Raw genomic sequence first — 25,701 nt, forward strand, 5'->3', positions numbered from 1 at the left:
TATGGGGTATATCATTGGAATTGATGCGGGCGGAACCAAGACAACCGCACTCGTTATCAGCGAAAAGAAAGAAATCCTCTATCAAACAGAGAGCGGAATCGGAAACCCCGCTGCAAACTATGATCTTGCCTCTCAACATCTTAAAGACGTTGTTCAAGAATGCCTGAAAAACGAGTTCGGGCATCAGATTACTGGGATAGCGGCAGGGATCGCAGGGATAGAGGCCGGGGACAATAGAAATAAGATTCAACAAGATCTTTTGGAGGTTTCAAACCTGCCAATCATTCTGATGAATGATGCTGAGCTCGCTCACTACGCCATTCTCGAAGGAAACGATGGCGTCATCACGATCGCCGGCACAGGTTCTATTTCTTTCGGGAAAAGAGATGGGCAGACCTCCTATTCCGGCGGATGGGGCCATTTGCTAGGGGATGAAGGGAGCTCTTATCATATCGCTGTCAGTGCCTGCAGAAAAATAACACAGGCTGCAGATGCTGGAAGAGCGTTCTCTGAATTTGAAATAGCAGTCATGAATGAACTACAACTGTCGGAACCTAATGATTTAAAAGGCTTCATCTATCAATCAGGCAAAGATAGAATAGCAGAATTGACAAAGTCCATTAACGAAATGGCCCTTTCTGGCAATGAAGAAGCCGTTGAACTGTTTAAAATCGCAGGGAAGCAGCTTGCCATGCAGACCGCGGCATTAATCCGTAAAATGAACTTTCCCTCACACATCATGACTCCAATCGGTGGATTCGGCAGCCTTCTTCTGAAAAATGAGATGGTTCAAGAATCCTTTATGGAGGATTTAAAGAGGGAAATCGGTTCGTACACCTGGATGGAAGCAGAATCTTCGCCTGCATTAGGGGCTTATTACGCATGGAGAGACAAGGGGGGCATTTCATAATGGAACGTTTAGCAGTTGGGCTCATGTCCGGAACATCCGTTGACGGGATTGATGCAGCCCTTGTCAAAATAAAGGGCCATGGTGAAAATACGGAGATTGAACTCCTTCATTACTCCACCTATTCCTATAATGAAGAAATGAAAAAATCGATATTAGCAGCCATGGATCCCGCGAATTCTACTGTGGCCGCCATTTGCAGCCTGAATTTTAAGCTTGGAAAGCAATTTGCCGAAGCCGTTAAAAGAGTCTGCATGGAAGCTGATGTCCCGTTAGCAGAAATTGATGTAATCGGCTCTCACGGCCAGACCATCTATCATATACCACAGCAAGAAGGGGATTTGGAAAAATCCACCCTCCAAATTGGTGAGCCCGCGATTATTTCATACGAGACAGGATCTGTCGTCGTTTCAAATTTCAGGACGATGGATATGGCAGCAGGCGGAGAGGGAGCCCCTCTTGTCCCATATACCGAATATATTCTGTACCGGAACCCGGAGAAAAACAGAGCACTGCAGAATATCGGCGGAATCGGAAATGTAACCGTCATCCAAAAAGATGCGGCGATGGATGATGTGTTTGCTTTTGATACTGGGCCGGGGAATATGATCATGGATGAATTATGCAAGCATTTTAAAGGGATTTCCTATGACCCGAAAGGAAAGATTGCTGCTGAAGGCAATGTACAGCATGAACTTGTGGATCATTGGCTCTCTATGGATTATTTCTTAAAAGAGCCTCCAAAATCTACTGGCAGGGAACTGTTTGGCGCGGATTTCACTTCAAGGATCATACAAGAAAATCCACACCTTTCGCCGGAGGACCTCATAGCAACAGCCACCTACTTTACGGCAGCTTCAATAGCCAAGTCCTGCCGCGACTTCGTTTTTCCAAAGACACCGATTGATGAACTGATTGTCGGTGGCGGAGGAAGCTATAACCAAACGCTCCTTGCCATGCTGAAAGAGCTTCTTCCGGAGGTCATGGTCATGACACAAGAAGAGATCGGTCTTTCTTCAGAAGCGAAAGAGGCCGTGGCGTTTGCCCTTTTGGCGAATGAAACAATCCATCAGCAGTGTTCGAATATTCCTAACGCCACAGGAGCCTCTAAACCGGTAATCCTGGGCAATATCACACTGCCTCCGAACGGAGATGCAAAAAACATTTTACAGAAGGCAGGGAATCACAGATGAACCTTCAAAACATAATGACAGAAAAAAGAAATCCTTCCACAATGGATATAGACCAGCTTTCAAGCCTGGAAATCATTCAAAAGATCAATGATGAAGACCAAAAGGTGCCGATGGCGATCGAAGCCATTCTGCCGGTAATCGCAAAAGTGGTGGATGACATCGTCAAAGGGATGAAAAATGGAGGGCGGCTGATCTACATCGGTGCTGGAACCAGCGGAAGACTCGGTATACTGGATGCGTCCGAGTGCCCGCCTACTTATGGGACTTCCCCTGAACAGGTGCTTGCCATCATTGCCGGCGGAGACCATGCCATTCAATATGCAATGGAAGGGGCAGAGGACAGCCTCGAAGGAGGCGAGCAGGATATAGTCAATGCCAATGTCGGCCCGAACGATGTGGTGGTAGGGATTGCCGCGAGCGGGAGAACCCCATATACCATTGCTGCGATGAAGAAAGCCAAGGAGCTCGGAGCAGTTGTTGCGGCCGTGGTATGTTCGCCGAATTCACCGATGGAGCAAGCGGCTGACTTCGCCATTGTCGCTGAAGTTGGCCCAGAGGTAGTAACGGGTTCAACGAGAATGAAAGCAGGTACAGCACAAAAATTGATCCTTAACATGCTATCTACGGCTTCCATGATTCAGCTTGGAAAAGTATATAGCAATCTTATGGTCGATGTGATGGCCTCAAACGAAAAGCTCAGGGAAAGAGCGAAACTGATTGTTGCTGAAGCAGCTGGTGTGGATGTAAAAGAAGCTGAGGAAGCCTTAAAAGAATTCGGCTCCGCCAAACCGGCTATCCTTTCCTTAGTCACCGGTTTAAAAGGGAAAGAAGTGCTAGACCTATTAGAAAAGCATGATGGCCATTTAAGGGCTGCTATCAAGGATTCTCTTAAAATATCATAATGTCTATATTACAGAAGCCACAGTTCTTGAACTGTGGTATTTTTCGTTGCGTTAGCCTATCCAGAGAGCACATCAGGGAAGAAAAACCGCAAAAAGTTCATGATGGGGATAAAATAGTGATAAAAATGGTCCAAAATGAGCGAGTAGGCAACGATGATTGACAGAATATCGACAAATAATGGGGAAAATAGTTAAGTGTGAACTTAAATTGGGTAAAATAGCAGGAAAACCTAATGTAATTGCCGCTTCACGGATGATCTATGCGCCAAAAATGGCTGCCTATGCGCCGCAGATCATCTCTTATGCGCGGGAACATGGCGTCTTTGCGCCAAAAAGGGGTGTTCATGCGCGAAATCCCCCAGTCTATGCGCCAGCGCCGCCAGTCCCGCATGAGCGTGGAATCCTAAGCTCTATGCACCGGAACGCCCCGCTTATGCGCCACTGGGCAGTTGCCCCCATCAGACTGGTTGAACATTTTTATCACGCCCTCGTTTTGTGCTACAATTCATGCAAGATGGAAAATACAGGATAGGTTTACGATGGAGGAATTCAGGATGATGGATGAGGAATTATTTCAATTTTACGCGAAACAGGCAGAAGAGCCTTTCAGCGGCTGGGATTTCTCTTATATCACAGAGACTGGCCGGATGGATTCAGAACCGCTTTCCTGGAGCTACGGATCGATGGTCATCAAGGAACTTCGAGGTGTGAACAGCCTATTGGATATGGGGACTGGCGGGGGAGAGTTTCTCAGTATGCTGAGGCCGCTTCCACCCCATACTGCAGCGACGGAAGGCTATGAACCGAATATCCCTGTGGCTAGGGACCGGTTGAAGCCGTTCGGCATCGACGTGAAAAGAGTGGAGGAAGATGATATCCTTCCATTTGAAGATGGCGAGTTCAATCTTGTCATCAACCGGCATGAATCTTTTTCTGCAGCGGAAGTGAAAAGAGTGCTTTCCCCAGGAGGGACCTTCATCACTCAGCAGGTCGGCGGACTTGATATCCAGGGGCTGAATTTATCATTATGTGCGATAGAAGAGTTCGGCTACGCTCATTGGAATATGGACTATTCCCGTGAACAATTGAAGAAAGAAGGCTTTCTGGAAATCGAAGGGGCGGAGGAATTTCCCGTCACAAGGTTTTTTGATATAGGAGCCATCCTCTATTATCTGAAAGCCATTCCTTGGCAAATTGAGGACTTTACGGTTGAAAAATACCGGAAGCCCCTGATGAAAATCCATGATGAAATCGAGCGAAGAGGGTATATCGATTTCAAGTCACACAGATTCTATTTAACTGCAAAAAGACCATAAAAAAGCCGGACATTTTCGTCCAGCTTTTTTCATGTATTTCCATTTTTAAATAGAATATAGGAGTATATCATAGGAATCAGCACAATGATGGCTGCGACTGTGATTGTAATGTACATAGCAATCGTACCCGGTAGAAAGGCGCAAATCAGTAGGATTACTCCTGCCCCCATCCACAAAGGCCCTGCGAGCCGATGGGTCTTCCTCCAATTCACATCACTGGTCAATGTCCAAGGCGTCCGTATCCCGACGAAGAAATTGGATCTAAGCTGGACCATATAATTGCCAATTCCGATAAATAAGATCCCGATTCCAAGGAGCACCATCATTTGAATGTTGACGTCGTACCCAAGATTGAAAAGGAGTGTGACTACTCCGATGGCTGCAATGATCACGGCGATTAAATACCGGATCATAAGATAGGCCTTCCCGAACTTTTCGTAATTCTGCTTCCTTGGGTCCATGAACTTGGAGAACTTCATAAGGAGTGGAATCCCGAGGTTCATCAAGAAAAATACGATTATAAATGAACTTTTGGAAGCGTAATTGTCCGGCTCGCCGCTTACACCGAAGTGGATGGCCACTGAATCCGGCAGGTCCTTATAAAAGACAGCGGCCATTATGACAGGAATCAAGGCAATCAAAGCAATGAATAGATCATGGATATTCCAAGCAAGATGATTGTTATTCTTCATTTTTTTCTTCCCCCTTTTCCGGTAAAAAGTCCATAAACCAAGCCATCAGTTCCTGAAACACTGTGGAATTCAAGGAATAGATGATATGCTGGCCATGACGCTCATCAAGCACCAAACCAGACTGCTTCAGCAGACTAAGATGGTGGGAGATGCTCGGTTTTGAAATCTGGAAGTGGTCAGCAATTTCACCGGCTGTCAAATCTTTGCTTTTCAGCAAATGAAGAATCTTTCTGCGAGTGGGATCTGATAATGCTTTGAAGGGTGAATTCATCGATTGTTCACTTCCAATTAGATATTTAGATAAATGTCTAAATATAATATACACCATTTTCTGGATTTTGAAAAGCCCAAAAAAATGGCCGATGAGGAAATATGATCCCCAAATCGGCCATTCTGTTTGTAAACAATTACTCTTGTTCTTGCAAAAATTCTCTAACTTGCTCTGGAGTTTTTGCATTGGCACTGTGCAAGTGTGCTTTCTTCTCACCGTTCTTGAAAATGAGAAGGCTCGGAATGCCCATGACAGTATACTTTTCTGCAAGCTCGGGCATTTCATCTTTGTTTAGTTCATACCATTTATATTGGTCATATTCCGCGATGATTTCATCAATGAACATGTTCATTCTAGTGCAGTCCGGGCACCAGCCAGCATAGAACTTTACGATGACGGGCTGATCCTGTCCGATGATTTCTTCGAATGTTTCAACGTTTTGAATGGATTGCATGTCTTTTCCTCCTGTTAGTCATTTCATAATTGCCAAGAAGCGGCCGCTTTAATTATTTTATACGCAATGTCATGAAGAGGCAATTTATCCTTATCCAAATTGGAAGAAAAATATGGTAGTATAGTCTAGGGTAAGAAAGTATTATCCAATTATTAACTCATTTTTAAAAATATAGGGGTAGAAAAGAAATGGACACTTTACATGTATTATTTGTTTCTGTCGTCTGTGCCATTGTGTTTTTGGTCTATCTCGAACTGATCGTCAGCTATCATAAGAGAAATAGACTTGGAAAAGTGACATATCCAGAGCGGCGTGAATTTGATGAATACAGCCTTCTTATGAGATGGAAAACAACCGATGATACCATTTATCGAATTGGCATCATCGCGGCGTATTTACTCATGATTTTTGTTGTTTTTGCATGGGGATACAATGTATTCGTGGAGCCGTTTTATGGGTTGACCATTGCAGCAGCGCTTCCATACCTGTTTTTCTTCAGCAATGTCATTGAAGTAAGGAATGGAGGTATGATGATCAATGGCCTCCTAGTAAACTGGGAAGAAATTGATCATTATGAATGGCATGAACGAAAAGGAAATGCATCTCTTGTCCTTTTTTATAAAAAAAGGAAGCTGGGATTCAAGAAGTTCCGCTCTGGTCCTATGCCGCTCCTATTATCCCGTAAGCTGGAGGAAGTATTGAAGAACCAGCCTTACTTGAATAAAGGCGCATAAACTTCGAGGAATCTTTATCCTAGCAATCCACTATTATGTGAAAATATTCCCAACACGATTTGTTCATTTGTTTCAAGCAGATGTTTAAGTATAATAGTAACTATGCACTTTATAGATTAGAGGAGACGAAGTGATGACTTCTCAGCAAAATTCTACAACTAAGCTTGATTATGGGCTAATCCTCAGCTTGATGCTGATGTGTATTGTTAGCTGTGTTTCGATTTACAGTGCGCAGAAGACGGGACAATACGGCTCGGAAAACTTTCTGCTCAAACAAATTTTCTGGTATATCGTCGGAGTGGGCATCATCTCCATTGTCATCCGATTCGATTCAGATCAATTGAAAAAGCTTTCGTGGTATTTTTACGGTTTCGGCTTATTCCTGCTGCTATTCCTAATCGTTGCCCCTGACAGCATTGCACATGAAATCAACGGGGCAAAAAGCTGGTTCCAGCTTCCCGGAATTGGATCCTTGCAGCCGTCGGAATTCGTTAAGGTATTCTTGATTCTCGCTTTATCGCGTGTGGTCGTCGATCATCATCAAAAATATCTCGTAAAAACCATCAAAACAGATTTTATGCTTCTCATTAAATTAGGTTTCGTGACGATGGTTCCGCTCGCATTGGTCATGCAGCAGCCGGACCTTGGGACATCCCTTGTTTTTATTGCCATTCTACTGGGCATCATCTTTGTGTCAGGTATAACATGGAAGCTGCTACTCCCGATTTTCGGAGGATTCTCAGTCATTGCAGGAGCCGTCCTTTCTTTGGTTGTCTGGTACCCAAATTTACTAGAAAAATATTTGCATGTTAAGCAGTATCAGCTTGGACGCATCTATTCCTGGCTTGATCCCTACAACTATCAAAGTGACACCGGCTTTCAGCTGACTCGTTCGCTTTTGGCAATCGGTTCAGGGGAAACAGGCGGGAAAGGCTTCGGTCATCGTGATGTCTACTTGCCGGAAAGCCATACGGATTTCATATTCAGTGTCGTCGGTGAAGAATTCGGCTTTATCGGAGGAAGCATTCTGGTCAGCCTCTTTTTTATGCTGATCTACCATATCACCAAGGCTGGATTGGAAACGAAAAATGATTTCTATTCCTACATTTGTACAGGTGTCATCTCCATGATCACCTTCCATGTATTCCAAAACATCGGCATGACAATCGGATTGCTGCCGATCACAGGGATTCCACTTCCGTTCATCAGCTATGGAGGAAGTTCCTTGATGGGAAATATGTTTGCGGTCGGCTTGATTTTCTCGATTCGCTACCATTATAAAAAATACATGTTTTCATCAGAGGCATAAGAAAAGGGACGTCCCGACGTGGGCGTCCCTTTTTTTGTGGTGTGGTTTAGCTGGACAGTTAAGCTTTGCTTACTCCACTGTCCCTGACTCTGTAATTGCGATAGAAGGAATGACTTTTATTTTCACGTCAGGGTATTGGTCCTGCCACTTTTTCAGTTCGAAATGGCGGTCTGAGTTGGAGACGCGGAAACCGAAGCCGATTGGATCGATGCCGAGCTCCTGGAATCGTTTGATCATTTTTTCTGATTTTTTCTTTACTTCTTTATCGAATGATTTTTGGATGGCTGCGATGGCGGCAGGCGATAGGTTCCTTCCGGTGTATTCCCTGATGATGCCTTTTACATCCAGTTCGATGGTAATGGAGACTTTTCCATTTTTTCGATGGACCCGTATTTTGTTTTTGGAATGGATGCTGCGAATGGCTGCCTGTTCTTTCCCCACTTTTACAACATAACTTCCTTCGCTGTATTTATCGACAAGCAATTTAAAGAAAAAGAGATCCTCTGCGTCGATTTTTTCAACATACTTGTCGATGTCAAACAATGCGACACCAGTAATGGCGAGCTGATCGGGAGCGACCTTCTTCAGCATCGGCAGGTAGGGAGACTTTCCTTCCTGATAAAAATCGAATAAAAAATCATGAAGGTTTGTTGAAGGAAGATCGCGATAATCCGTGTTGTGATTGATCAGATTATATATGTACATTCCATTACCGCGATTTCCGTACTGTCCATTCAACAAATCTTCGGCGGTGCCGCCTTCGACCACAGCAAGGAAAATCCTCGATCCGATGCTTGCATCCCTCTGCAAAGAGTCTCCTAGTGTAATTAATCCCTCACGTGCGAGTGTATCCCCGAATAGAACGACCTGTAAACTTCCTGTCACGAGTGGTTCAGTAGATTCTTTTTCGAGCTTGGTCAGAATATCCCTTGTTACTGTACCGGTGGCTGTCATGGTTACATTCTGAATGGTCTTGTCTTTTTGGTAAGCAGGAAATAAAGCTGTTCCCCTAATTAGTTTGTTGCCAGCTTTATCATAGCCTACAGCTGTTTCAATATTTAAATCATCAATGATTTCCCTTTCTACACAGCCTGTCAAAAGCAATACGCATAATGGGAGCAGCAGAAGTTTATGTCTCATGCTTCTTCTTCACCTTCCTTACGATAAGCAGCAAAATCAATAGAAGAGGGAGGTAGATGAAATTTAAATAGAATCCGATTTTCCCCATGATGTCGTTCAGAGTATTGACTTGGAGCCTTGTATTAAAAAGGGTGACGACCAAAAGGCAGGCCGCTGATAAAATAATCACAGACCATTTTTGGCTGATCGGGAATGTTTTTTTGATGATCCTGCTGGCGCACCATAAGGAAATGCATATGTTTGGCATGATGATGAGACACCAGTTTCCGATGCCGATATATTCAAATCTTTCTACGAAAGGGAGTTCTACGATTTTCCACAATGACAAGGTTGCCCAAATCGTTTTTTGGAGCTGCCCTTGACTGAAGTAGCCGAATGTTATCAAAGCTGTATACAAATAAACCAGAGTGGTGGAGAAAAGGCCGAAATGGGCGAACTTCTTCGATTTTCCCGGTTCCTTTATAAACGGATAATAAATCAGGAGTGATTCGTAGCCCAGATAGGTAAGGGACATGCTGTGCGCCCCCTTCAATATATCCAAGATGGAAGAATCGAATATCGGCAAGAGATTCCGGTAGTCAGAATGTGGAATGGCCATCAAGAAAGGGAGCAGCAGGTAGCTCGGCAGGACAGTACCGAAGAAAGCAACACCAGCGACTGTTCGGAAACCGCCGTTGATTATATATAGGACCAGCAGCAGGAAAAATAGGCTGAACCAAAAATTCGATAGAGTAGGAAACATCCAGACTTGAATGACTTCCAAGAACGTCCGAACCACCGTGATGGAAGCGAGTGAGAAATAAAATGCAAAAAATAGGTTAAGCAAGCTGCCAAGCCACTTTCCAAATACAAAGTGCTGTGCATGGATGATATCCCCGTCACCTTTTTCGCAGATTTTATAGATGACGTACATGACGCCATGGGTGGCGATCCCTGCAATGATGATGCTCATCCAACCGTCATATCCGGCAATTTTTGCGATGATCCGCTGGAAACCAAGAACTCCAACGCCTATTTGTATAGAAGAAACAGTGAAAAAAACGATGCTCGCTGAAATTTTTCGGGATTCCGGTACGGGTTGCATTAGATCACCTCCATTGCCTATTCGTCAATATCGACCTTTTTAGTTGCTTGCTTTTTATTGAAACGTTCCGGCTTTTGTGTACGCAAATATTCCGGCCGCGTTGATTGGGCTGTAAAAGGGAGCCGGATAAGTGCATCTTTGAAATCACGTATGCGTGGTGGAAAGAGCGGCTCTAAAAATGGGCGCCCGAGCGAACTTAGCTGCAGCAGATGGGCCATGAGCAGGCTGAAGCAAAAAACGATTCCAAGAAGCCCCCATAGCTGTGCGAAAATGAGAAAAGGAAATCGCAGGACCCTGATGGTGTTGCCCATTTTGTAGACCGGGGTCGTAAAGGAGGCCAGTGCAGCCAATGCAACGATGATCAATAGAACGTTGCTTGTTAGGCCTGCTTCAACCGAAGCTGTCCCGATTACGATACCGCCTACGATACCGATTGTCTGTCCGACCTTTGTCGGCAGTCGTGCTCCGGCCTCCCGGAGGAGTTCAATCGTCAACTCGAGAAAAAATGCTTCCAGAATCGGCGGCAGCGGGATTTCCTGCCGGGATGTAATCAGTGTAGCCATCAAATCCTTCGGGATTAATTCATAGTGATAAGTAAGCGCCGCAACGTAGACAGGCGTGATTAAAATAGAGAATGAAACGGCGAAAACCCGCAAAAGGCGTAAAAATGAGGAAATGTACCAATTCAAAAAGTAATCCTCAAATGCATTAAAAAACTCAACCAATGTGGTCGGGCCGATGAGAGCCAAAGGAGATCCGTCAACAATGATGACAAGCTTGCCCTCTGCAAGAACAGCAGCCGTCCGGTCCGGCCGTTCCGTATCCAATAGTTGAGGGAAGACAGAATACGTATTATCGGCAATTATCTGTTCCAAGTAGGAACTGTCGTTGATTTGATCGAAATCGACGTCCTGAATCCGCTGCCTTGCAGTATTCACATTTTCTTCATTCGTCAATCCATCGACGTAGATCAAGGCAACTTGTGTCTTTGACAGGGTTCCGACAACAAAACGCTCGATAACCAGCTCCTTAATGGACAACCTCTTCCGTATAAGATTGATATTTTGGTCGATGGACTCAACAAAAGCCTCTTTTGGTCCGATGACGCTGAATTCCACTTCTGGCTGCGTGATGCTTCTGACTACTTCTTTTTGAGCTGCGACAAATGCATATCGGTTATTATCCGATTGATGTTTAACCAATACATATCCGTTGAAGAGCTTTTTTTCGATTATGGATGGATCATCGCTGATTTCAATATCAGCAACCGGAACTAAGCTTTTGATTTGATCAATGCTCTCGAAGTGATTCTCCAAGAGATAAGGAAGGACATCTTTTTGCAGGATATTCTCATCTACTAATGCTGAAATAAAATGAAAATAAAAATTCGTTTTGGAAAAACGGTTCTCATAGCATGTTTTTTTGTAATCTTCGGATTTAGAAACTTCCTGCTGAAAGTCTTTTTTGATTTGCTCCGGGCTCTTTTCCGTGCCCTTATCCCCGCTGTTATTTTTTTTGGAAAAAGGCCACATCCGCTTCACCCTCCATTGCCAATTAAAGTTCATATGAGGTTAGTGTTACCGCAAGATGTAAATTTATGAAATTTAAACAATAAAAAAAGAACCCCGAAGGATTCTTAGTGTCATTATTTATTTAGGAAGATCTTTTCGATATCATCGAGCATCAAGTTGGCTGCCATTACGCCGCCAGCGGTATTCCAGATGACATCGTCCACTTTGTAGACTTTGTTATTTTTAGCAGCGTTCAAGTTTTTGAAGAGTGGATCTTCCAGCCATTCTTTTTCGACTTGGTTTGCTTTGCCATCACCCGTATCATAAGTGAAATAGAAGAGGACATCTCCGTCCATGGCAGGGATCCTTTCTTTTGTTACACCTTTTTCGGCAAAGTCAGGTTTGTTTTGGTCGCCAGGGCGCTGGAATCCGATTTGGTCGAGAATGACACCGGAGAAGGAGTCTTTATGATAGATCCTTACATCTCCGGCAAGGAAGCGCACCATGGAAACCTTTGTATTGACCTTGTCGCCTAATTCCGTTTTGATTTCGTCAATTCGATTATTGTAGGCATCTAATACTTCTTTGCCTTTTTCTTCTTTATTCAGAGCTTTCGCATAAAGTTTGAAGTTTTCCTGCCAATCACCGCGAAGAGTTTCTGCAAAGACCGTCGGTGCAATTTTGCTTAATTGGCCGTAGAATTTTTCCTGGCGCATTTTATTGCCGATAATCAAATCAGGTTTAAGCTTTGCGATTGCTTCAATATTAATGTCGCTTTCTGTGCCAACCACTTTTGTATCCTTCATTTTGTCAGCGATATGATCGTACCAAGGATTTCCTGTCCAGGATTGCACTGCTCCGACTGGGGTTACGCCCATGGAGAGGAGTGCTTCTGTTCCTTCATTTGTTAGAATGACCACTCTTTTTGGCGTTCCTTTGATTTCAGTTGAACCCATGGCATGTTCAATGGTATAGCTTTTTTCTTTTTCTGTATTTGTTGAACTTCCTCCAGCTGCATTGTCATCTGTCTTCCCGCAGGCAGCAAGCAAGAGCAGAGTAAGGATAGTGAACAGGGCCACTAATTTTTTCATATGTATTTCCCCCTAAATATTAATGATAATCATTATCAATAAGTTTATAGCTTAATCCTAAGTTAAATGAGAATGATTGTCAACGGTTAATTGATAATGATTTTCAAAATCATTGACGGTGTGTGATTTTTCTCCTAGACTATAAATAGAGATAAGAATAGAAAGGTATATAAGGATAATGGGGATTCGAAAGAGTTTGATTTTAATACTATTTGCCTTAATAATGCTTATATTTATCGGGTTGAGCATTGTTTTAGGCTATACACATACTTCTTTGAAGACAGCCATTGACGCATTTACTGTCTTCGATGGATCAAATGAACATATCATCATTAAAACAGTCCGTCTGCCGCGTGCGCTGATTGCTGCTGCGGTAGGGGCATCACTTGCTATGTCAGGTGTAATCATGCAAACGCTGACAAAGAATCCGCTTGCTTCTCCAAGCATCCTTGGAATCAATGCGGGTGCCGGTTTTGCGGTCGTGATTGCTGTGAGCTTCTTTCAGTTTTCCAATCTTCAAGCTTTTGCGTGGATTTCCTTTTTAGGAGCCGCTGCAGCCGCATCCGGTGTTTACATCATTGGATCGGCAGGAAGGGAAGGGCTCACCCCGATGAAGCTTACTTTGGCTGGAGCCGCTCTTGCCGCCATGTTTTCGTCTTTCACCCAAGGCGTGCTCGTCCTCAATGAATCTGCTTTAGAGCAGGTGCTGTTCTGGCTTGCTGGTTCTGTTCAAGGGAGGAGCATGAGCATCCTTGGATCTGTTTTTCCGTATTTGCTTGCAGGATGGATCGGCGCACTGCTGATCAGTGGAAAATTAAATGTCATTGCCATGGGGGATGACGTAGCGAAAGGACTCGGCCTAAGGATTGGACTCGTTAAGGTTGCGGCTGCTTTGCTGACGGTCTTCCTTGCAGGTGGTGCTGTTGCGATAGCCGGCCCAATCGGATTCATCGGGATTGTAATACCGCATATCACAAAGAAAATTATCGGGATCGATCACCGCTGGGTATTGCCGCTTTCAGGCCTCCTTGGGGCCATCCTGCTTCTGGCCGCTGATATCGGTGCACGTTATATCATCATGCCGCAGGAAGTCCCTGTCGGTGTCATGACTGCGCTGATCGGCGTACCATTCTTTATTTACATTGCCAGAAGGGGGTTCGGTGCCCGATGAATAAATACAAGAATCTGCGTTTAGGGAAGGGCGCCATTTCCTATCTAATTGAAGTAAAGTCGCTGACGAAAATAGGAATCCTGGCGATCATTGCAGTTCTATTATTTACAGTCAGCACGTGTCTTGGCGACATGAATATCAGTCCATGGACAGTTCTGAAAGTGTTTTTTGGAGGCGGAGAATATTTGGATCGCCTCATAGTCATCGATTTCAGGCTTCCAAGAATCATTGTTTCCTTAATCGTTGGGATGGCGCTGGCCGCGGCCGGAGCCATTTTGCAGGGGATGATCCGGAATCCGCTTGCATCCCCCGATGTCATTGGAATTTCCGGCGGCGCGAGTGCAGCCGTTGTGGCATTCCTGGCCATCTTCAGTGACGCAAACAATGCTTTGACGGTGAGCGTGGAGTGGCTGCCTGTTGCTGCATTTCTTGGTTCTTCTTTTGTTGCATTTTTAGTATATGTATTGGCATGGAGGAATGGGATATCCCCGATCCGGCTTGTACTTATCGGCATAGGGATTTCCACTTTGATGCAGGCATTCACTACACTTCTAATGATTTTAGGCCCAATCTATCAAGCAAGCCAAGCGAATATATGGATAACAGGTACAGTGAACGGATCTACATGGAAAAATGTATGGATAGTTCTCCCATGGACCGTCGTGCTCCTGATTTTTGCTTTTGTGGCTGCAAGGAATATTTCTATACAGGAACTTGGGGAAGATATTGCGGTGGGAGCGGGAAGCGCCATTCAGAAAAACCGGCTGCTCCTCCTCATGCTCACTACCGGCCTTGTCGGAGGAGCTGTGGCATTTGCAGGCGGCATTGGGTTTGTAGGATTGATGGCTCCTCATATGGCCAGAAGACTGGTAGGTTCCTCTTTCGGGTTATTGCTTGCTGCCTCTGCCTTTATTGGAGGCATTCTGGTGATGGCTGCCGACTTGATCGGGCGGACGCTGTTTATCCCATTGGAAGTTCCGGCAGGGGTATTTACTGCTGCGATAGGGGCGCCATATTTCATTTACCTGCTGTTCCGTATGAAAAACGCTTGAAGACAATCAATTTTTTATATACCTCTGAAAGGGAGTTTTTATAGATGGAAAACATGATAAGGACTGACTCTTTGACGCTTGGCTATGGGAGTTCCGTTATCATTGATGAACTTGATTTGACAATCCCTAAGGGGGAAATCACGGTTTTCATAGGAGGCAATGGCTGTGGGAAATCCACGCTGCTTCGATCGATCGCCAGGCTTTTGAAACCCCATTCCGGTTCGATTTTGCTGGATGGAACCTCAATAGCGAAACTGCCGACGAAAGAAGTCGCGAAGAAAATGGCTATTCTGCCTCAATCCCCTACGGCTCCGGAAGGACTTACGGTGCTGCAGCTTGTCAAACAGGGACGCTATCCTTACCAAACCTGGCTGAGGCAATGGTCCGAAGAAGATGAAGAAAAAGTGAATGCGGCGTTAAAGGCAACAGGCATGGAGGAATTGAAGGATCGCCAAGTCGATGAGCTTTCAGGCGGACAGCGCCAGCGTGCCTGGATTGCCATGACACTTGCCCAGGACACTGACATCATTCTCTTGGATGAGCCTACTACTTATCTGGATATGACGCATCAGATTGAAATCCTTGATCTCCTTTTTGAGCTAAATGAAAAAGAACAGCGCACAATCATCATGGTCCTGCATGACTTGAACCTTGCGTGCCGCTATGCCCATCATATTGTGGCCATAAAAAATCAAAAGGTCTATGCGGAAGGCAAACCGGAAAGGGTCATCAATTGCAGCCTGGTCAGAGATGTTTTTGAAATGGAATGCGAAGTCACCATGGATCCGCTTTTCGGCACGCCTTTGTGCATTCCCTATGGAAGAGGACGCTGCATTTTGAAAAAGGCTGAAACGGCAAATGTATGAGGGGTGGACGAAAGAGGAAGTCGAAGAGCTGAAAAAGTTCCGCTTGATTGATCGAATTCCGGCATCTGCTGCATTTCACCTATCTGATTTTCACACCAGTAGGCATGTAAGGGAGCGGATCGCGACGACCGGTGGTTCAGGGCGAATCCTAGAGCGGCAGGCAGCAGCGTCCATTTTAGTGAAACGTCTATCTTTTTTGGCGGTCATTTATTTTCATAGCATGACGGCATTCAATAGAAGGCCGATCCTGGATGCGGAGAAGATATATGTAGCCGAACATGAAAAAGAAGGTCTGCGGCTCCTCGACTTCTATTTTGACCAGCCGTCCATGATGCCTTATGATGAAACAATCGACCGTTCGATTTGGCTGAAGGAAGGGTGGGAGTATTTATTCCATGAATGGCTGATGCCGGTATTTGACGTCTTGAAAGAGGAAGTCCGGATATCAGAATATATTTTATGGGAGAATACAGCCGTATATCTTTATTGGCTTTATGAAACAGTCCTGGAGGACCGGCCGCAGGCATTGCAGGATTTCGAGGAATTGATCCATCCTGGAGCTTTTCAGCCGAATGGAATGAAAGGGATCAATCCTTTTAATAAATTCTACTTTCCGAAATCTTTGAACGGGGATGGGAAGGAAGTACGGATGAGAAAGACATGTTGTCTTTCGTATCTTTCTGATGAAAAAGGGACCCGCTGCCAAACATGTCCCTTGTTTTGCCATAATCGAAATCTGGAAAGGGGAGAGAGCCTTGGATAAGGAATTTAATGAACAATTTGAAGCTTTGATTGAGAAGTACACGGAATTATTGACGGGGAAATCTGACCGCCAATTGAACGAAAAGATTGAGAAGTGGGCTTTATATACTTATATCTCCAAGACTATGCCATCATTGGTCAAGCATTGGAATGGATTATACCCGGATGCGAAGGATGCCATGAAGGAAATCATCATGGAGATCAAGCAGCTGAACGAAGAGCATCGCAGCTAGGATAAATGAAAAAACTCGCCAGGGAATGGCGAGTTTTTTTATTATGAGCTCGAAGCTGCAGCTGATTTGCTCCGAACTTTTGTGTGTAACCGACGAACTTTAGCTATTTACCCCTCAACTTTTAGGCACAACCGCTCAACTTTTGAGTATAACCGCTCAACTATCCTTATTTGGGGAATCCTCTCACCTTTTCGACAAAAGTCGGGGCGTGCCAGTGCTCTGCAGCTAGCTTCCTGCAGCTTCGAGCAATAGGTCGGCTATATGGACTGCTTTGATTTTTTGGCTCAATCCTTCTCTTTCGATGCCCAGCTTCATTTGGAGGAGGCATCCCGGATTGGCTGTCACGATGACAGCTGCTGCGGTATCATGGACTTTTTCCATTTTGTGATCCAGGATCTGCATGGACATTTCGGATTCTACTATGTTATAAATCCCGGCAGAACCGCAGCAGCGATCTGCACCTTCCATTTCCTTAAACACAATCCCCTCAATCGCTTGGAGGAGCATGCGCGGTGCAGAAGCGGTCCCCATTACATTTCTTAAATGACAGGAATCCTGATAGGTGACCACTTGCGATGGAAGTTTTAACGATCTGTTCTCAGTAAATTTTAAATCGGCCAATATTTGAGAGATGTCCTTCAATTTTGACTTGAATGAGACAGCCCGCGAATGCCAATCAGGTTCCTCTATCAATAAATGATCGTAGTCAATCAGAAAGGCGCCGCATCCGCCAGCGTTGGTAATGATATAATCGGCTCCTGTCTGTTCAAATGCTTCTATATTCTTTTTCGCCATTTGTTTTGCACGGTCTTTTTCGCCGCTGTGTCCGTGAAGGGCTCCGCAGCAGGCTTGATTGTCGGGAATGACCAATTCGCAGCCAGCCATCTGCAGGAGTTTCAGGGTGGCGTTATTTGTTTCAAGGAACATCGTATCCATCAGACAGCCCGTGAAAAATGCCGCTTTTGCTTTCGGAGTTCCTTCTGCATTCAGGTGCTTAGGCCTGTTCTTCATTTCTTTCATAGAAGGGACGCGCGGCAGCACTTTTTCCATGGAAGCTAAATGGTCAGGGAACAATTTCATGAATCCGATTTTTCTTACCGTATGTTGAAGGCCGGACCGTTGATAGAGCCCCAGAAGGTTCACCGCATGCCTCATGCGCTCCTGATGAGGGAACAGTCCTTCAAATACCATTTTTCGTGTCCATTTCACCGGCATGGAGTGCTTCTTATTTTGGTTAATGATATCTCTCGCTTGTTCGAGCAAGTGCCCGTATTTTACTCCGGATGGACATACCGGTTCGCAGGCACGGCAGCCTAGGCATAAATTCAGGGAACGCTCGACATCCTCATCAGGTTCGATCAATCCGTCGACAACCGCCTTCATCAAGGCAATGCGTCCTCTTGGCGAATGGGATTCCTGGAATCCCGATTCGATGTAGGTTGGGCAGGATGGAAGGCAGAATCCGCATCTCATACAGTTTAACAGCTCATCTTCATCCATCTTTTCTTTGAACTTTTGCTGAATGATTTCTTGTTCTTTTACTGTGGTCATCGTGAAACCACCACCCGCTTCCGGGATTCCTTGGCAAACACCTTGCCTGGATTCAGGATGTTGGAAGGATCAAGAGCTCCCTTGATGGCTTTCATGGCAGCAATTCCTTCTTTCCCAAGTTTCCATTCCAAATATGGGGCTTTCATCATTCCGACACCATGTTCGCCGGTGATCGTTCCGCCGAGTTCGATTGCTTTTGCAAAAATTTCAGCAAAAGCCGATTCTACTCTTTCCATTTCCTCGTGATTTCGTGCATCGGTCGGGACAGTAGGATGAAGGTTTCCATCCCCTGCATGTCCGAATGTGCATATATTCAACTTATACTTTTCACCGATTTCATTGATGGCCATTACCATATTTGAAATCTGCGACCTTGGAACCGTGGCATCTTCTAATATCGTTGTCGGCTTCAGCCGGGCAAGCGCGGAAAGAGCAGATCTCCTAGCTGTGCGGAGCGCCTCTGCTTCTGATTCGGTTTTGGCCATTTCAACGGATACTGCATCTTCCTGAAGGCAGATATCCATCATCAGTTTGATATCTCTTTCCACGAGTTCTTCGGGACCGTCCTGTTCAATAAGAAGTACTGCCTTGACATCAGTTGGCAGGCCAATCTTGGCAAAATCCTCTACTACTTTTAATGTAGGCTGATCAAGGAACTCGAGTGTAGCAGGAATGATTTGTTTTGAAATGATTGAAGATACGCTTCTTGCAGCGGCTTCCATGTCTTGATAGAGAGCAAGCATTGTCTTTTTCGACTGTGGGATAGGAATGAGCTTCAAAATTGCTTCGGTAATGATGCTCAATGTGCCTTCAGAACCGACAAATAATCGGGTCAAATCGTAGCCCGCTACATCTTTCGCCAGTTTTCCGCCCGTCCGTATGATGTCCCCGTTTGCCATGACAGCTTCTAACCCCAAGACATAATCCCTTGTTACACCATACTTCAAACCGCGAAGCCCGCCTGAGTTTTCATTGATATTGCCGCCGATGGTCGATATTTTCATAGAACTTGGATCAGGGGGATAGAAAAGTCCTTCCTTTTCAACATGCTGAATTAAATCCTGCGTGATTACCCCGGGCTGAACGGTGATCGTCAGATTTTCTTTATCCAGATCTAAAATTTTGTTCATATGCTTAAATAATAGAACGAGCCCGCCTTCGGACGGTGTCGTTCCCGCACAGAGGTTAGTGCCTGAGCCCCGAGGGACAATAGGAATCTTGTATTCCTGGCAAAGCTGGACGATTTCTGAAACTTCCCTTGTATTTCTTGGTGCTGCGACGGCATCTGGCATGGACTGGAAGCCTGGGGTGGCATCGTAGGAATAAACCAGCCTTCCTGCTTTAGTTGCATCTACGTTTTCTTTACCGACAATAGCCTGCAGTTTTTCAATAAAAGAATGATCCATCATCTTTTCCTCCGATCAATTTTCATATATTAAGTATAGGAAACGAAGAGGCGGGAGGCTATGTGGATTCGCACAAAAAATCCCCCGTTATCAGGGGAAAAATTAGTTATTCATCCAAAAATGAGAGAGCAAGATACAATGTGACAAGATCCTTGGCTTTTCGTGGGTGAAGAGATGTGAGCTGTTCAATTTTCTTGAATCTGTAATGAAGGGTATTGATATGAATGTGCGCAGCGTCAGCAGTATTGGTGAAGGACATATCATTTTCAAAAAACAGCCGAAGAGTCTGAATCAATGCTGGCTGAGTATTTAATTGTCCGATCGTTCGGGAAAGGAATGCTTCTTTGATGTCTGGACGTATCGATTGTGTGAGCATTTCCAATGTCAATTGAGATTCAAAGACTACTGGCTCCATAGTATTGGCAGATGCAAGCGCTCTTTCCGCTTCCCGATAGGAAGCTTTCATCGATGCTGAATCCCTTATAGATCCCACACCCATAAAGAGTGGGGTTGAGAGTTCCCGCTCGAGAAAGGATTTTAAGATTCCCAGTTCTTTTAAGGCCGCTTCCTCAGAACGGCTTTCATCCATGTCGAGAATAGCCACAAGGCGGTCATTGCCCCAGCGCACCAAAGTACTGAAGGGATGGTGGTCATTCCATTTGGAAATAAGATGGGTTGGGATAGGCAGTTTTTCTCCAGGGATCTTTAATAACGCCAGTTGATGGCTGTGCTGCAAGTCAATCCCTAATACAGCAGCACGATTATGGAAAGATTCATCCCGGTCCTGCAGCTCGATCCAATCAAATATGAATGCCTCTAGAGTACGTACTTCCAGATTTAATTCTTCTATGTAAAAGTTCTCTTGAATAATCAGCTCGGTCATTTTCTTTAATATCTCACCGAAAGGCGATACTTTTTCTGGATTTCCTGTAATCCCGATGACGCCAGCCGTTTTGTCTTGAAAAAAAACAGGGAGATTGATGCCCGGTTTGACCCCAATCCATCTGGATGCGTCTTTTTCAGTGATGATGATGGACTTTTTCTCGCTGCATGCAAATAAGGCCCCTTCATGGAACTGTCCAATCCTGCTTTTATCCGTTCCGGCAATGATGGTGCCTTCGGGGCTGACCACAATGATTTCTTCATCCAGCAGCCTTCGGACGTCCTGGACGATCTTATTGGCAAGATTCTTTGAAAGCAACGCTATTCCCCCTAATCACGTCGATCATGTTTTTACTATAGCGTATAGGATGAAAATAAAAAAGCTTACCGGATTTAAAATCCGATAAGCTGTCTGTTCCTATTGTAGATGTGTCCCATATGGGAATTGGGAAGAATATGACTGATGTTTCTGGCTGGATTGCTGCAACTTTTGAAGTTCGGCTTGATCAAGCTTGTACCAGCCTTTTTGATACATCGTATTGAACAGCTGCCTCTGCGCATTTTGCGTTTCAGTAAAAATGGCAAGCAGGTCTTGATACAGCGCGTCATGGCTCGCTTCATTCAAAGCTGTGCAATAAGATGCCGTCATATATTTTTCCATTGCAAGGACATCATTGATCAAGTCCCTGTCATTCATCTGCGGCGTTTGGGGAATAGGTACGGTATTTTGCGTGTTTTGTTGTTGGTTTTGCATAAGATCACCCCTTACATGGATTGGTTGTTGTTTTGGACATGGGCATTCAAGTGGGCAAGGATTTGCTCATAATGGCGCTGATGCATCTGCCCGCACTGGTCGATAACGTTTTTAAGCTGCTGATCCTGGCAATGTTCTGCAGCGGAATGGGCTTTTTTCATCGCTAATAAATTCCAGGAGAGCATATCGTTAATGTACATAGAGTCTTTTGAAGTAAGAACAGATGGCGGCGTCTGCATCTGATTTTGCGGTTGCAGCATAATTTTTCCTCCTTGTTGTGTAATCCATCCATTATCTTGCCTAAAAAGATGATGAATATGCGGAGAATCTTCGACAAAAAGAGATAAAATTCTGTTTTTTCTACGATAAAAACTATATCCAAAGTTTTTCATAAATGATAAAATAAAAGTGTTGTTATGATGTAATTGATTATTTTAATATAATTATTTTTTTGCCATTGAAGTAAGCGTTTACACATGCATCATTTAGATTGATAGTTTAGGAGGAACCACCATGGAACAACTCATGAAAAACTTCTTTTTGTTTTTATCAAAAAATAAGTTTCTAACAAAAATGGCCAAGCGCTATGGCTTGAAATTTGGTGCTGCACGTTTTGTCGCTGGGGAAGCCATCAGACAGGCTGTAGACGTAATTAAGGACCTTAATCACAAGGGCCTAGTTGTCACAATCGATTACCTTGGTGAATTTGTGGATAACGAAAGAGAAGCAAATGAAATGGCTGATAACTGCATCGACGCCATTAAAGCAATTGGAAGAGAAAGACTGAACTCACAGCTTTCATTAAAAATGACTTCAATGGGCATGGATATTTCCGATGAGCTTGTTCTTAACAATATGCGCCGCATTCTGGATGCTGCAACAGAAAACGGTGTATTTGTAACAATTGACATGGAGGACTACTCCCGTTGTCAAAAGACTATCGAGATTTTTAAACAGTTAAAATCCGAATACGACAATATCGGTACTGTCATCCAGGCATATCTTTACAGAACCGAAAAAGATATGGAGGACCTGAATGCCTATTCTCCAAACCTCCGTCTTGTCAAAGGGGCCTATAAAGAATCCCCTGAAGTGGCATTCCCGCTGAAAAAGGACGTAGATGAAAACTACAAAAAAATCATTAAGATGCATCTGTTGAATGGGAACTATACAGCTGTTGCCACTCATGATGATTCAATGATTGAATATACGAAGCAGGTTGTAAAAGAACACAACATTCCAAAAGATCAATTTGAATTCCAGATGCTTTATGGAATCAGACCTGAGCGCCAGCTTGAATTGGTTAATGAAGGATATAAAATGCGTGTGTATGTTCCATACGGTACGGACTGGTACGGCTACTTCATGAGAAGACTTGCGGAGCGTCCAGCTAACGTGGCCTTTGTTTTGAAAGGCGTCATTGGCAAATAAAAAATGAAAAGGACAGCGAAAATCCATTGATTTTCGCTGTTTTTTAAATTGGTAAGTAATATGATTAAACAGTGTATTTCATCGCGGATCTAGAAAGTTATCCAGCTCCAGCTGCTAGAGGCTGGGAGGTTTCCCTCAGCGCGCTTACGATAAGTCAACATCGATTCGCTCGCGCTCACCGTGTTTCCTTTATCTCGCAGCACTTCAGTCCAACCTCGGCGCCTCTAAACAGCCGCTTCCGCTTTTATTTCTTAAACTGGTTATTCTGGCTGTTCACTTTACCGCCGCCGTCATATTCTGGAGTAGGACCTGCATTTCCTTTTACGCTTGCAGCACTGACAGCCGCCTTGGAAGGATTCTTCTTTTGCTTCGCCATGATTATTTCACCTCCGACATTAGTATGTCCGAAAACGAAAAAGATGATTGCTGATGAAATTTTTTGAAAATTTTTCTTTTTTAAACTTTAAATTATTGCGAGATTTCAGAAAATCTTATATAGTAGAAGTATCATCACAAACTCAAGTGGGATATTTTTTTGGAGATTAAATGAATGAGTATTCATTCAAAATTGCAAAAGGGGGAAAAATCCTTGTCTAAGCAAATTAAAAAAGCGGCTGTACTAGGTTCTGGAGTTATGGGATCCGGCATCGCAGCACATTTAGCAAATATCGGAATCCCAACTTTGTTGTTGGACATTGTACCTAAAGATTTGACGGATGAAGAAAAAGCAAAAGGATTGATGCTTGAATCTCCGCAGGTCCGTAATAAATTCAGCCAGGGGGCTCTTCAAAAATTATTGAAGCAAAAGCCTGCGCCATTGACAGTTAAGAAAAATCTACAATTAATTACAGCCGGCAATCTGGAGGATGATCTTCATGCTCTTTCAGAATGCGACTGGATCATTGAAGTAGTTGTTGAAAACCTGAATGTTAAAAAGCAGGTCTTTGAAAAAGTTGAGCAGTACCGCAAACAAGGAAGCATCGTCAGTTCCAATACATCAGGCATCTCCGTTGAAGCAATGGCTGAAGGAAGATCTGAGGATTTCCAAAAGCATTTCCTTGGCACCCATTTCTTCAATCCGCCGCGCTACCTGAAGCTTTTGGAAGTGATACCGACAAAGCATACGGATGAGAGCGTTGTACAATTCATGAAAGAATTCGGTGAAGATGTCCTTGGAAAAGGAGTCGTCCTTGCAAAAGACACACCAAACTTCATCGCTAACCGCATCGGTACTTTCGGCCTCTTAGTGACTGTTCAGGAAATGCTGAAAGGCGGGTACAGCGTCGGGGAAGTCGATTCGATTACAGGTCCATTGATCGGAAGACCGAAGAGCGCTACGTTCCGTACCCTGGATGTTGTCGGACTTGATACGTTCGTACATGTTGCCAACAACGTTTACGAACAGGTAGAAGGAAAAGAAAAAGAAGTGTTCGAGGTTCCTGCCTTCATGAAGCAAATGCTTGAAAAGGGCTGGTTAGGAAGCAAATCAGGCCAAGGATTCTTTTTAAAGAAAGGCAAGGAAATCCTTGAATTGAATCCACAGACGCTTGAATATGAAGAGCGCAAAAAATTAAAGACTCCTGCCCTTGAGATGAGCAAAAATGAAAAAGGCTCACGAAATAAATTGAAAGCGCTTGTATACGCGGAAGATAAAGCAGGAGCCCTTCTATGGGATATCATCGCACCAGTACTCTCATACTCTGCAGAATTGTACGGCACGATCGCAGATGATGTTGTATCCATCGACCGTGCGATGAAATGGGGATTCGGCTGGGAGCTCGGTCCTTTTGAAACGTGGGATGCAATCGGACTTGAAAAATCCGTCAATAAAATGCTCGAGCATGGCATCGTAGTACCACAATGGATAAAAGACATGCTGGAAAAAGGAAACACATCTTTCTATAAGGAAGAAGAAGGAATCAATTATTTCTATCATAACGGCGAATATCTGCCGGTTGAAGTAAATCCAAAAGCAATTGACCTGAAACTGTTAAAGAAACAAGGGAAATTGATCAAAAATAACAGCGGTGCAAGCCTGATCGATTTAGGAGATGGAGTGGCGCTTCTTGAGTTCCATTCCCCTAACAACGCAATCGGATTGGATATCATCCAAATGATCAATTTTGCAGTCGATGAAGTCGAAAAGAACTTCAAAGGGCTCGTCATCGGGAACCAAGGCAAGAACTTCTGTGTAGGCGCAAATCTTGCCATGATCCTGATGGAAGCACAGGATGACAATGTTTTTGAAATCGACATGACTGTGCGCCACTTCCAGCAGGCGATGATGAAAATCAAATACAGTACAAAACCGGTAGTCGCTGCTCCGTTCGGAATGACTCTCGGAGGAGGATCTGAAGTATGTCTTCCAACAGCACATATCCAGGCTTCCATGGAAACCTATATGGGATTGGTTGAAGTCGGCGTTGGGCTCATTCCTGGAGGCGGAGGCAACAAAGAGTTGTATATCAAGCACTTGAACAGCCTGCCTAATGGAGTGGAATTCGATCTTCAAAAAGTGGCAAACAAAGTGTTCGAAACAATTGCTATGGCGAAGGTATCCACTTCAGGAGACGAAGCAAGGGAGAATAACTTCTTGAATCAAGCAGATGGAGTAAGTGTAAACGGAGACCATTTGCTGCACGACGCTAAACAGGCGGTCCTTTCCCTTCATGCAAGCGGATATAAGGCTCCTGTCAGAAGAAAAGTCCCGGTTGTCGGTGAAACGGGATATGCCACACTCCTGCTTGGTGCGCAAGCTATGCATCTGTCAGGCTTCATCTCAGAACATGACTTGAAAATAGCGAAAAAATTAGCGTACGTCATTGCCGGAGGAAAAATCCCTTATGGCACGGAAGTAGATGAACAGTACTTGCTTGACCTGGAAAGGGAAGCGTTCTTGAGCCTGGTGGCAGAAGGAAAGTCCCAGCAAAGGATGCAGCATATGCTTGTCAAAGGCAAGCCGCTTCGCAACTAAGCAGCAAAATTTCAA

Annotated in this window: 27 protein-coding genes; 14 read left to right on the forward strand and 13 right to left on the reverse strand. The window is 44.4% G+C overall.

Annotated elements, in window-relative coordinates; translation table 11 throughout:
* The first annotated feature begins 1 nt into the window (after window position 1).
* The 5 genes from DFR59_RS12860 to DFR59_RS12880 all read left to right on the forward strand — a co-directional run bounded on the left by DFR59_RS12860 (window position 2) and on the right by DFR59_RS12880 (window position 4,318).
* Window positions 2-910, forward strand: coding sequence for a BadF/BadG/BcrA/BcrD ATPase family protein (locus tag DFR59_RS12860; RefSeq protein WP_114746061.1), 909 nt, complete (start codon window positions 2-4; stop codon window positions 908-910).
* Window positions 910-2,100 (forward strand): anhydro-N-acetylmuramic acid kinase AnmK, encoded by a 1,191-nt coding sequence (gene anmK / locus DFR59_RS12865; protein ID WP_114746062.1) that lies wholly within the window; start codon window positions 910-912, stop codon window positions 2,098-2,100. The genes DFR59_RS12860 and anmK overlap by 1 nt, the downstream gene beginning before the upstream one ends.
* Window positions 2,097-3,002 (forward strand): N-acetylmuramic acid 6-phosphate etherase, encoded by a 906-nt coding sequence (murQ, locus tag DFR59_RS12870; protein WP_114746063.1) that lies wholly within the window; start codon window positions 2,097-2,099, stop codon window positions 3,000-3,002. Before anmK ends, murQ begins: the two co-directional genes overlap by 4 nt.
* Window positions 3,003-3,159: 157 nt before the next feature.
* Entirely contained in the window at window positions 3,160-3,534 is a 375-nt protein-coding gene (locus tag DFR59_RS12875) for a hypothetical protein (RefSeq protein WP_147278274.1), read from the forward strand.
* Between the two features lie 22 nt (window positions 3,535-3,556).
* Window positions 3,557-4,318 carry a class I SAM-dependent methyltransferase gene (locus DFR59_RS12880; protein WP_114746065.1) on the forward strand — a complete coding sequence of 254 codons (762 nt, stop codon included), beginning with the start codon at window positions 3,557-3,559 and terminating at the stop codon, window positions 4,316-4,318.
* Between the two features lie 29 nt (window positions 4,319-4,347).
* Here DFR59_RS12880 and DFR59_RS12885 read toward each other — a convergent pair whose 3' ends face one another.
* From DFR59_RS12885 to DFR59_RS12895, 3 genes are all read right to left on the reverse strand, one after another.
* A complete protein-coding gene (locus DFR59_RS12885) occupies window positions 4,348-5,010 on the reverse strand; it encodes an SdpI family protein (RefSeq protein ID WP_114746066.1) in 663 nt (220 codons plus the stop codon).
* Window positions 5,000-5,281, reverse strand: a complete 282-nt coding sequence (locus tag DFR59_RS12890) for an autorepressor SdpR family transcription factor (protein ID WP_114746067.1) — start codon at window positions 5,279-5,281, stop codon at window positions 5,000-5,002. The genes DFR59_RS12885 and DFR59_RS12890 overlap by 11 nt, the downstream gene beginning before the upstream one ends.
* A gap of 136 nt (window positions 5,282-5,417) precedes the next feature.
* Entirely contained in the window at window positions 5,418-5,735 is a 318-nt protein-coding gene (locus DFR59_RS12895) for a thioredoxin family protein (RefSeq protein ID WP_114746068.1), read from the reverse strand.
* Between the two features lie 188 nt (window positions 5,736-5,923).
* Between DFR59_RS12895 and DFR59_RS12900 the strand changes: the two genes are divergently transcribed.
* Window positions 5,924-6,469 (forward strand): DUF5673 domain-containing protein, encoded by a 546-nt coding sequence (locus DFR59_RS12900; protein ID WP_114746069.1) that lies wholly within the window; start codon window positions 5,924-5,926, stop codon window positions 6,467-6,469.
* A 133-nt stretch (window positions 6,470-6,602) separates the two neighbouring features.
* Window positions 6,603-7,778 (forward strand): rod shape-determining protein RodA, encoded by a 1,176-nt coding sequence (gene rodA / locus DFR59_RS12905; protein WP_114746070.1) that lies wholly within the window; start codon window positions 6,603-6,605, stop codon window positions 7,776-7,778.
* Between the two features lie 69 nt (window positions 7,779-7,847).
* On the opposite strand, the gene DFR59_RS12910 is transcribed toward rodA, so the two are convergent.
* The 4 genes from DFR59_RS12910 to DFR59_RS12925 form a co-directional block, all read right to left on the reverse strand.
* On the reverse strand, window positions 7,848-8,918 hold the full coding sequence (locus DFR59_RS12910) for a Ger(x)C family spore germination protein (protein ID WP_114746071.1): 1,071 nt from the start codon (window positions 8,916-8,918) through the stop codon (window positions 7,848-7,850).
* Window positions 8,908-10,002 carry a GerAB/ArcD/ProY family transporter gene (locus tag DFR59_RS12915; RefSeq protein WP_114746072.1) on the reverse strand — a complete coding sequence of 365 codons (1,095 nt, stop codon included), beginning with the start codon at window positions 10,000-10,002 and terminating at the stop codon, window positions 8,908-8,910. The genes DFR59_RS12910 and DFR59_RS12915 overlap by 11 nt, the downstream gene beginning before the upstream one ends.
* 17 nt (window positions 10,003-10,019) lie before the next feature.
* The gene (locus DFR59_RS12920; protein WP_114746073.1) at window positions 10,020-11,534 is read right to left on the reverse strand and encodes a spore germination protein; all 1,515 of its coding nucleotides are present in this window, start codon (window positions 11,532-11,534) and stop codon (window positions 10,020-10,022) included.
* Between the two features lie 113 nt (window positions 11,535-11,647).
* Entirely contained in the window at window positions 11,648-12,604 is a 957-nt protein-coding gene (locus tag DFR59_RS12925) for an ABC transporter substrate-binding protein (RefSeq protein WP_211318557.1), read from the reverse strand.
* A gap of 178 nt (window positions 12,605-12,782) precedes the next feature.
* On the opposite strand from DFR59_RS12925, the gene DFR59_RS12930 reads away from it, so the two are divergent.
* The 5 genes from DFR59_RS12930 to DFR59_RS12950 are packed head-to-tail and all read left to right on the forward strand — an operon-like array spanning window position 12,783 to window position 16,688.
* A complete protein-coding gene (locus DFR59_RS12930; RefSeq protein ID WP_114746075.1) occupies window positions 12,783-13,775 on the forward strand; it encodes a FecCD family ABC transporter permease in 993 nt (330 codons plus the stop codon).
* Window positions 13,772-14,827 carry a FecCD family ABC transporter permease gene (locus DFR59_RS12935; RefSeq protein ID WP_114746076.1) on the forward strand — a complete coding sequence of 352 codons (1,056 nt, stop codon included), beginning with the start codon at window positions 13,772-13,774 and terminating at the stop codon, window positions 14,825-14,827. Before DFR59_RS12930 ends, DFR59_RS12935 begins: the two co-directional genes overlap by 4 nt.
* A 44-nt stretch (window positions 14,828-14,871) precedes the next feature.
* Window positions 14,872-15,693, forward strand: a complete 822-nt coding sequence (locus DFR59_RS12940) for an ABC transporter ATP-binding protein (RefSeq protein WP_281269361.1) — start codon at window positions 14,872-14,874, stop codon at window positions 15,691-15,693.
* A complete protein-coding gene (locus DFR59_RS12945) occupies window positions 15,686-16,456 on the forward strand; it encodes an IucA/IucC family C-terminal-domain containing protein (RefSeq protein WP_114746077.1) in 771 nt (256 codons plus the stop codon). The genes DFR59_RS12940 and DFR59_RS12945 overlap by 8 nt, the downstream gene beginning before the upstream one ends.
* Window positions 16,449-16,688, forward strand: a complete 240-nt coding sequence (locus tag DFR59_RS12950; protein ID WP_114746078.1) for a DUF2573 family protein — start codon at window positions 16,449-16,451, stop codon at window positions 16,686-16,688. Before DFR59_RS12945 ends, DFR59_RS12950 begins: the two co-directional genes overlap by 8 nt.
* Window positions 16,689-16,913: 225 nt before the next feature.
* On the opposite strand, the gene DFR59_RS12955 is transcribed toward DFR59_RS12950, so the two are convergent.
* The 5 genes from DFR59_RS12955 to DFR59_RS12975 form a co-directional block, all read right to left on the reverse strand.
* The gene (locus DFR59_RS12955) at window positions 16,914-18,239 is read right to left on the reverse strand and encodes a (Fe-S)-binding protein (RefSeq protein WP_114746079.1); all 1,326 of its coding nucleotides are present in this window, start codon (window positions 18,237-18,239) and stop codon (window positions 16,914-16,916) included.
* Window positions 18,236-19,645, reverse strand: a complete 1,410-nt coding sequence (gene glcD, locus DFR59_RS12960; RefSeq protein ID WP_425454711.1) for a glycolate oxidase subunit GlcD — start codon at window positions 19,643-19,645, stop codon at window positions 18,236-18,238. Before glcD ends, DFR59_RS12955 begins: the two co-directional genes overlap by 4 nt.
* Window positions 19,646-19,751: 106 nt before the next feature.
* The gene (locus tag DFR59_RS12965; protein WP_114746081.1) at window positions 19,752-20,846 is read right to left on the reverse strand and encodes a CdaR family transcriptional regulator; all 1,095 of its coding nucleotides are present in this window, start codon (window positions 20,844-20,846) and stop codon (window positions 19,752-19,754) included.
* A 99-nt stretch (window positions 20,847-20,945) separates the two neighbouring features.
* The gene (locus DFR59_RS12970; protein ID WP_114746082.1) at window positions 20,946-21,281 is read right to left on the reverse strand and encodes a spore coat protein; all 336 of its coding nucleotides are present in this window, start codon (window positions 21,279-21,281) and stop codon (window positions 20,946-20,948) included.
* Window positions 21,282-21,292: 11 nt separating this feature from the next.
* Complete coding sequence (locus DFR59_RS12975; protein ID WP_114746083.1) at window positions 21,293-21,541, reverse strand: hypothetical protein; 249 nt, start codon at window positions 21,539-21,541, stop codon at window positions 21,293-21,295.
* 253 nt (window positions 21,542-21,794) lie between these two features.
* On the opposite strand from DFR59_RS12975, the gene DFR59_RS12980 reads away from it, so the two are divergent.
* Complete coding sequence (locus tag DFR59_RS12980) at window positions 21,795-22,712, forward strand: proline dehydrogenase family protein (RefSeq protein WP_114746084.1); 918 nt, start codon at window positions 21,795-21,797, stop codon at window positions 22,710-22,712.
* 244 nt (window positions 22,713-22,956) lie between these two features.
* On the opposite strand, the gene DFR59_RS12985 is transcribed toward DFR59_RS12980, so the two are convergent.
* Window positions 22,957-23,088, reverse strand: a complete 132-nt coding sequence (locus tag DFR59_RS12985) for a YuzL family protein (protein WP_114746085.1) — start codon at window positions 23,086-23,088, stop codon at window positions 22,957-22,959.
* A 174-nt stretch (window positions 23,089-23,262) separates the two neighbouring features.
* Between DFR59_RS12985 and DFR59_RS12990 the strand changes: the two genes are divergently transcribed.
* A complete protein-coding gene (locus DFR59_RS12990; RefSeq protein WP_114746086.1) occupies window positions 23,263-25,686 on the forward strand; it encodes a 3-hydroxyacyl-CoA dehydrogenase/enoyl-CoA hydratase family protein in 2,424 nt (807 codons plus the stop codon).
* The last annotated feature ends 15 nt before the right edge of the window (window positions 25,687-25,701 follow it).

Source organism: Falsibacillus pallidus (genome assembly GCF_003350505.1).
Taxonomy (GTDB): Bacteria; Bacillota; Bacilli; order Bacillales; family DSM-25281; genus Falsibacillus; species Falsibacillus pallidus.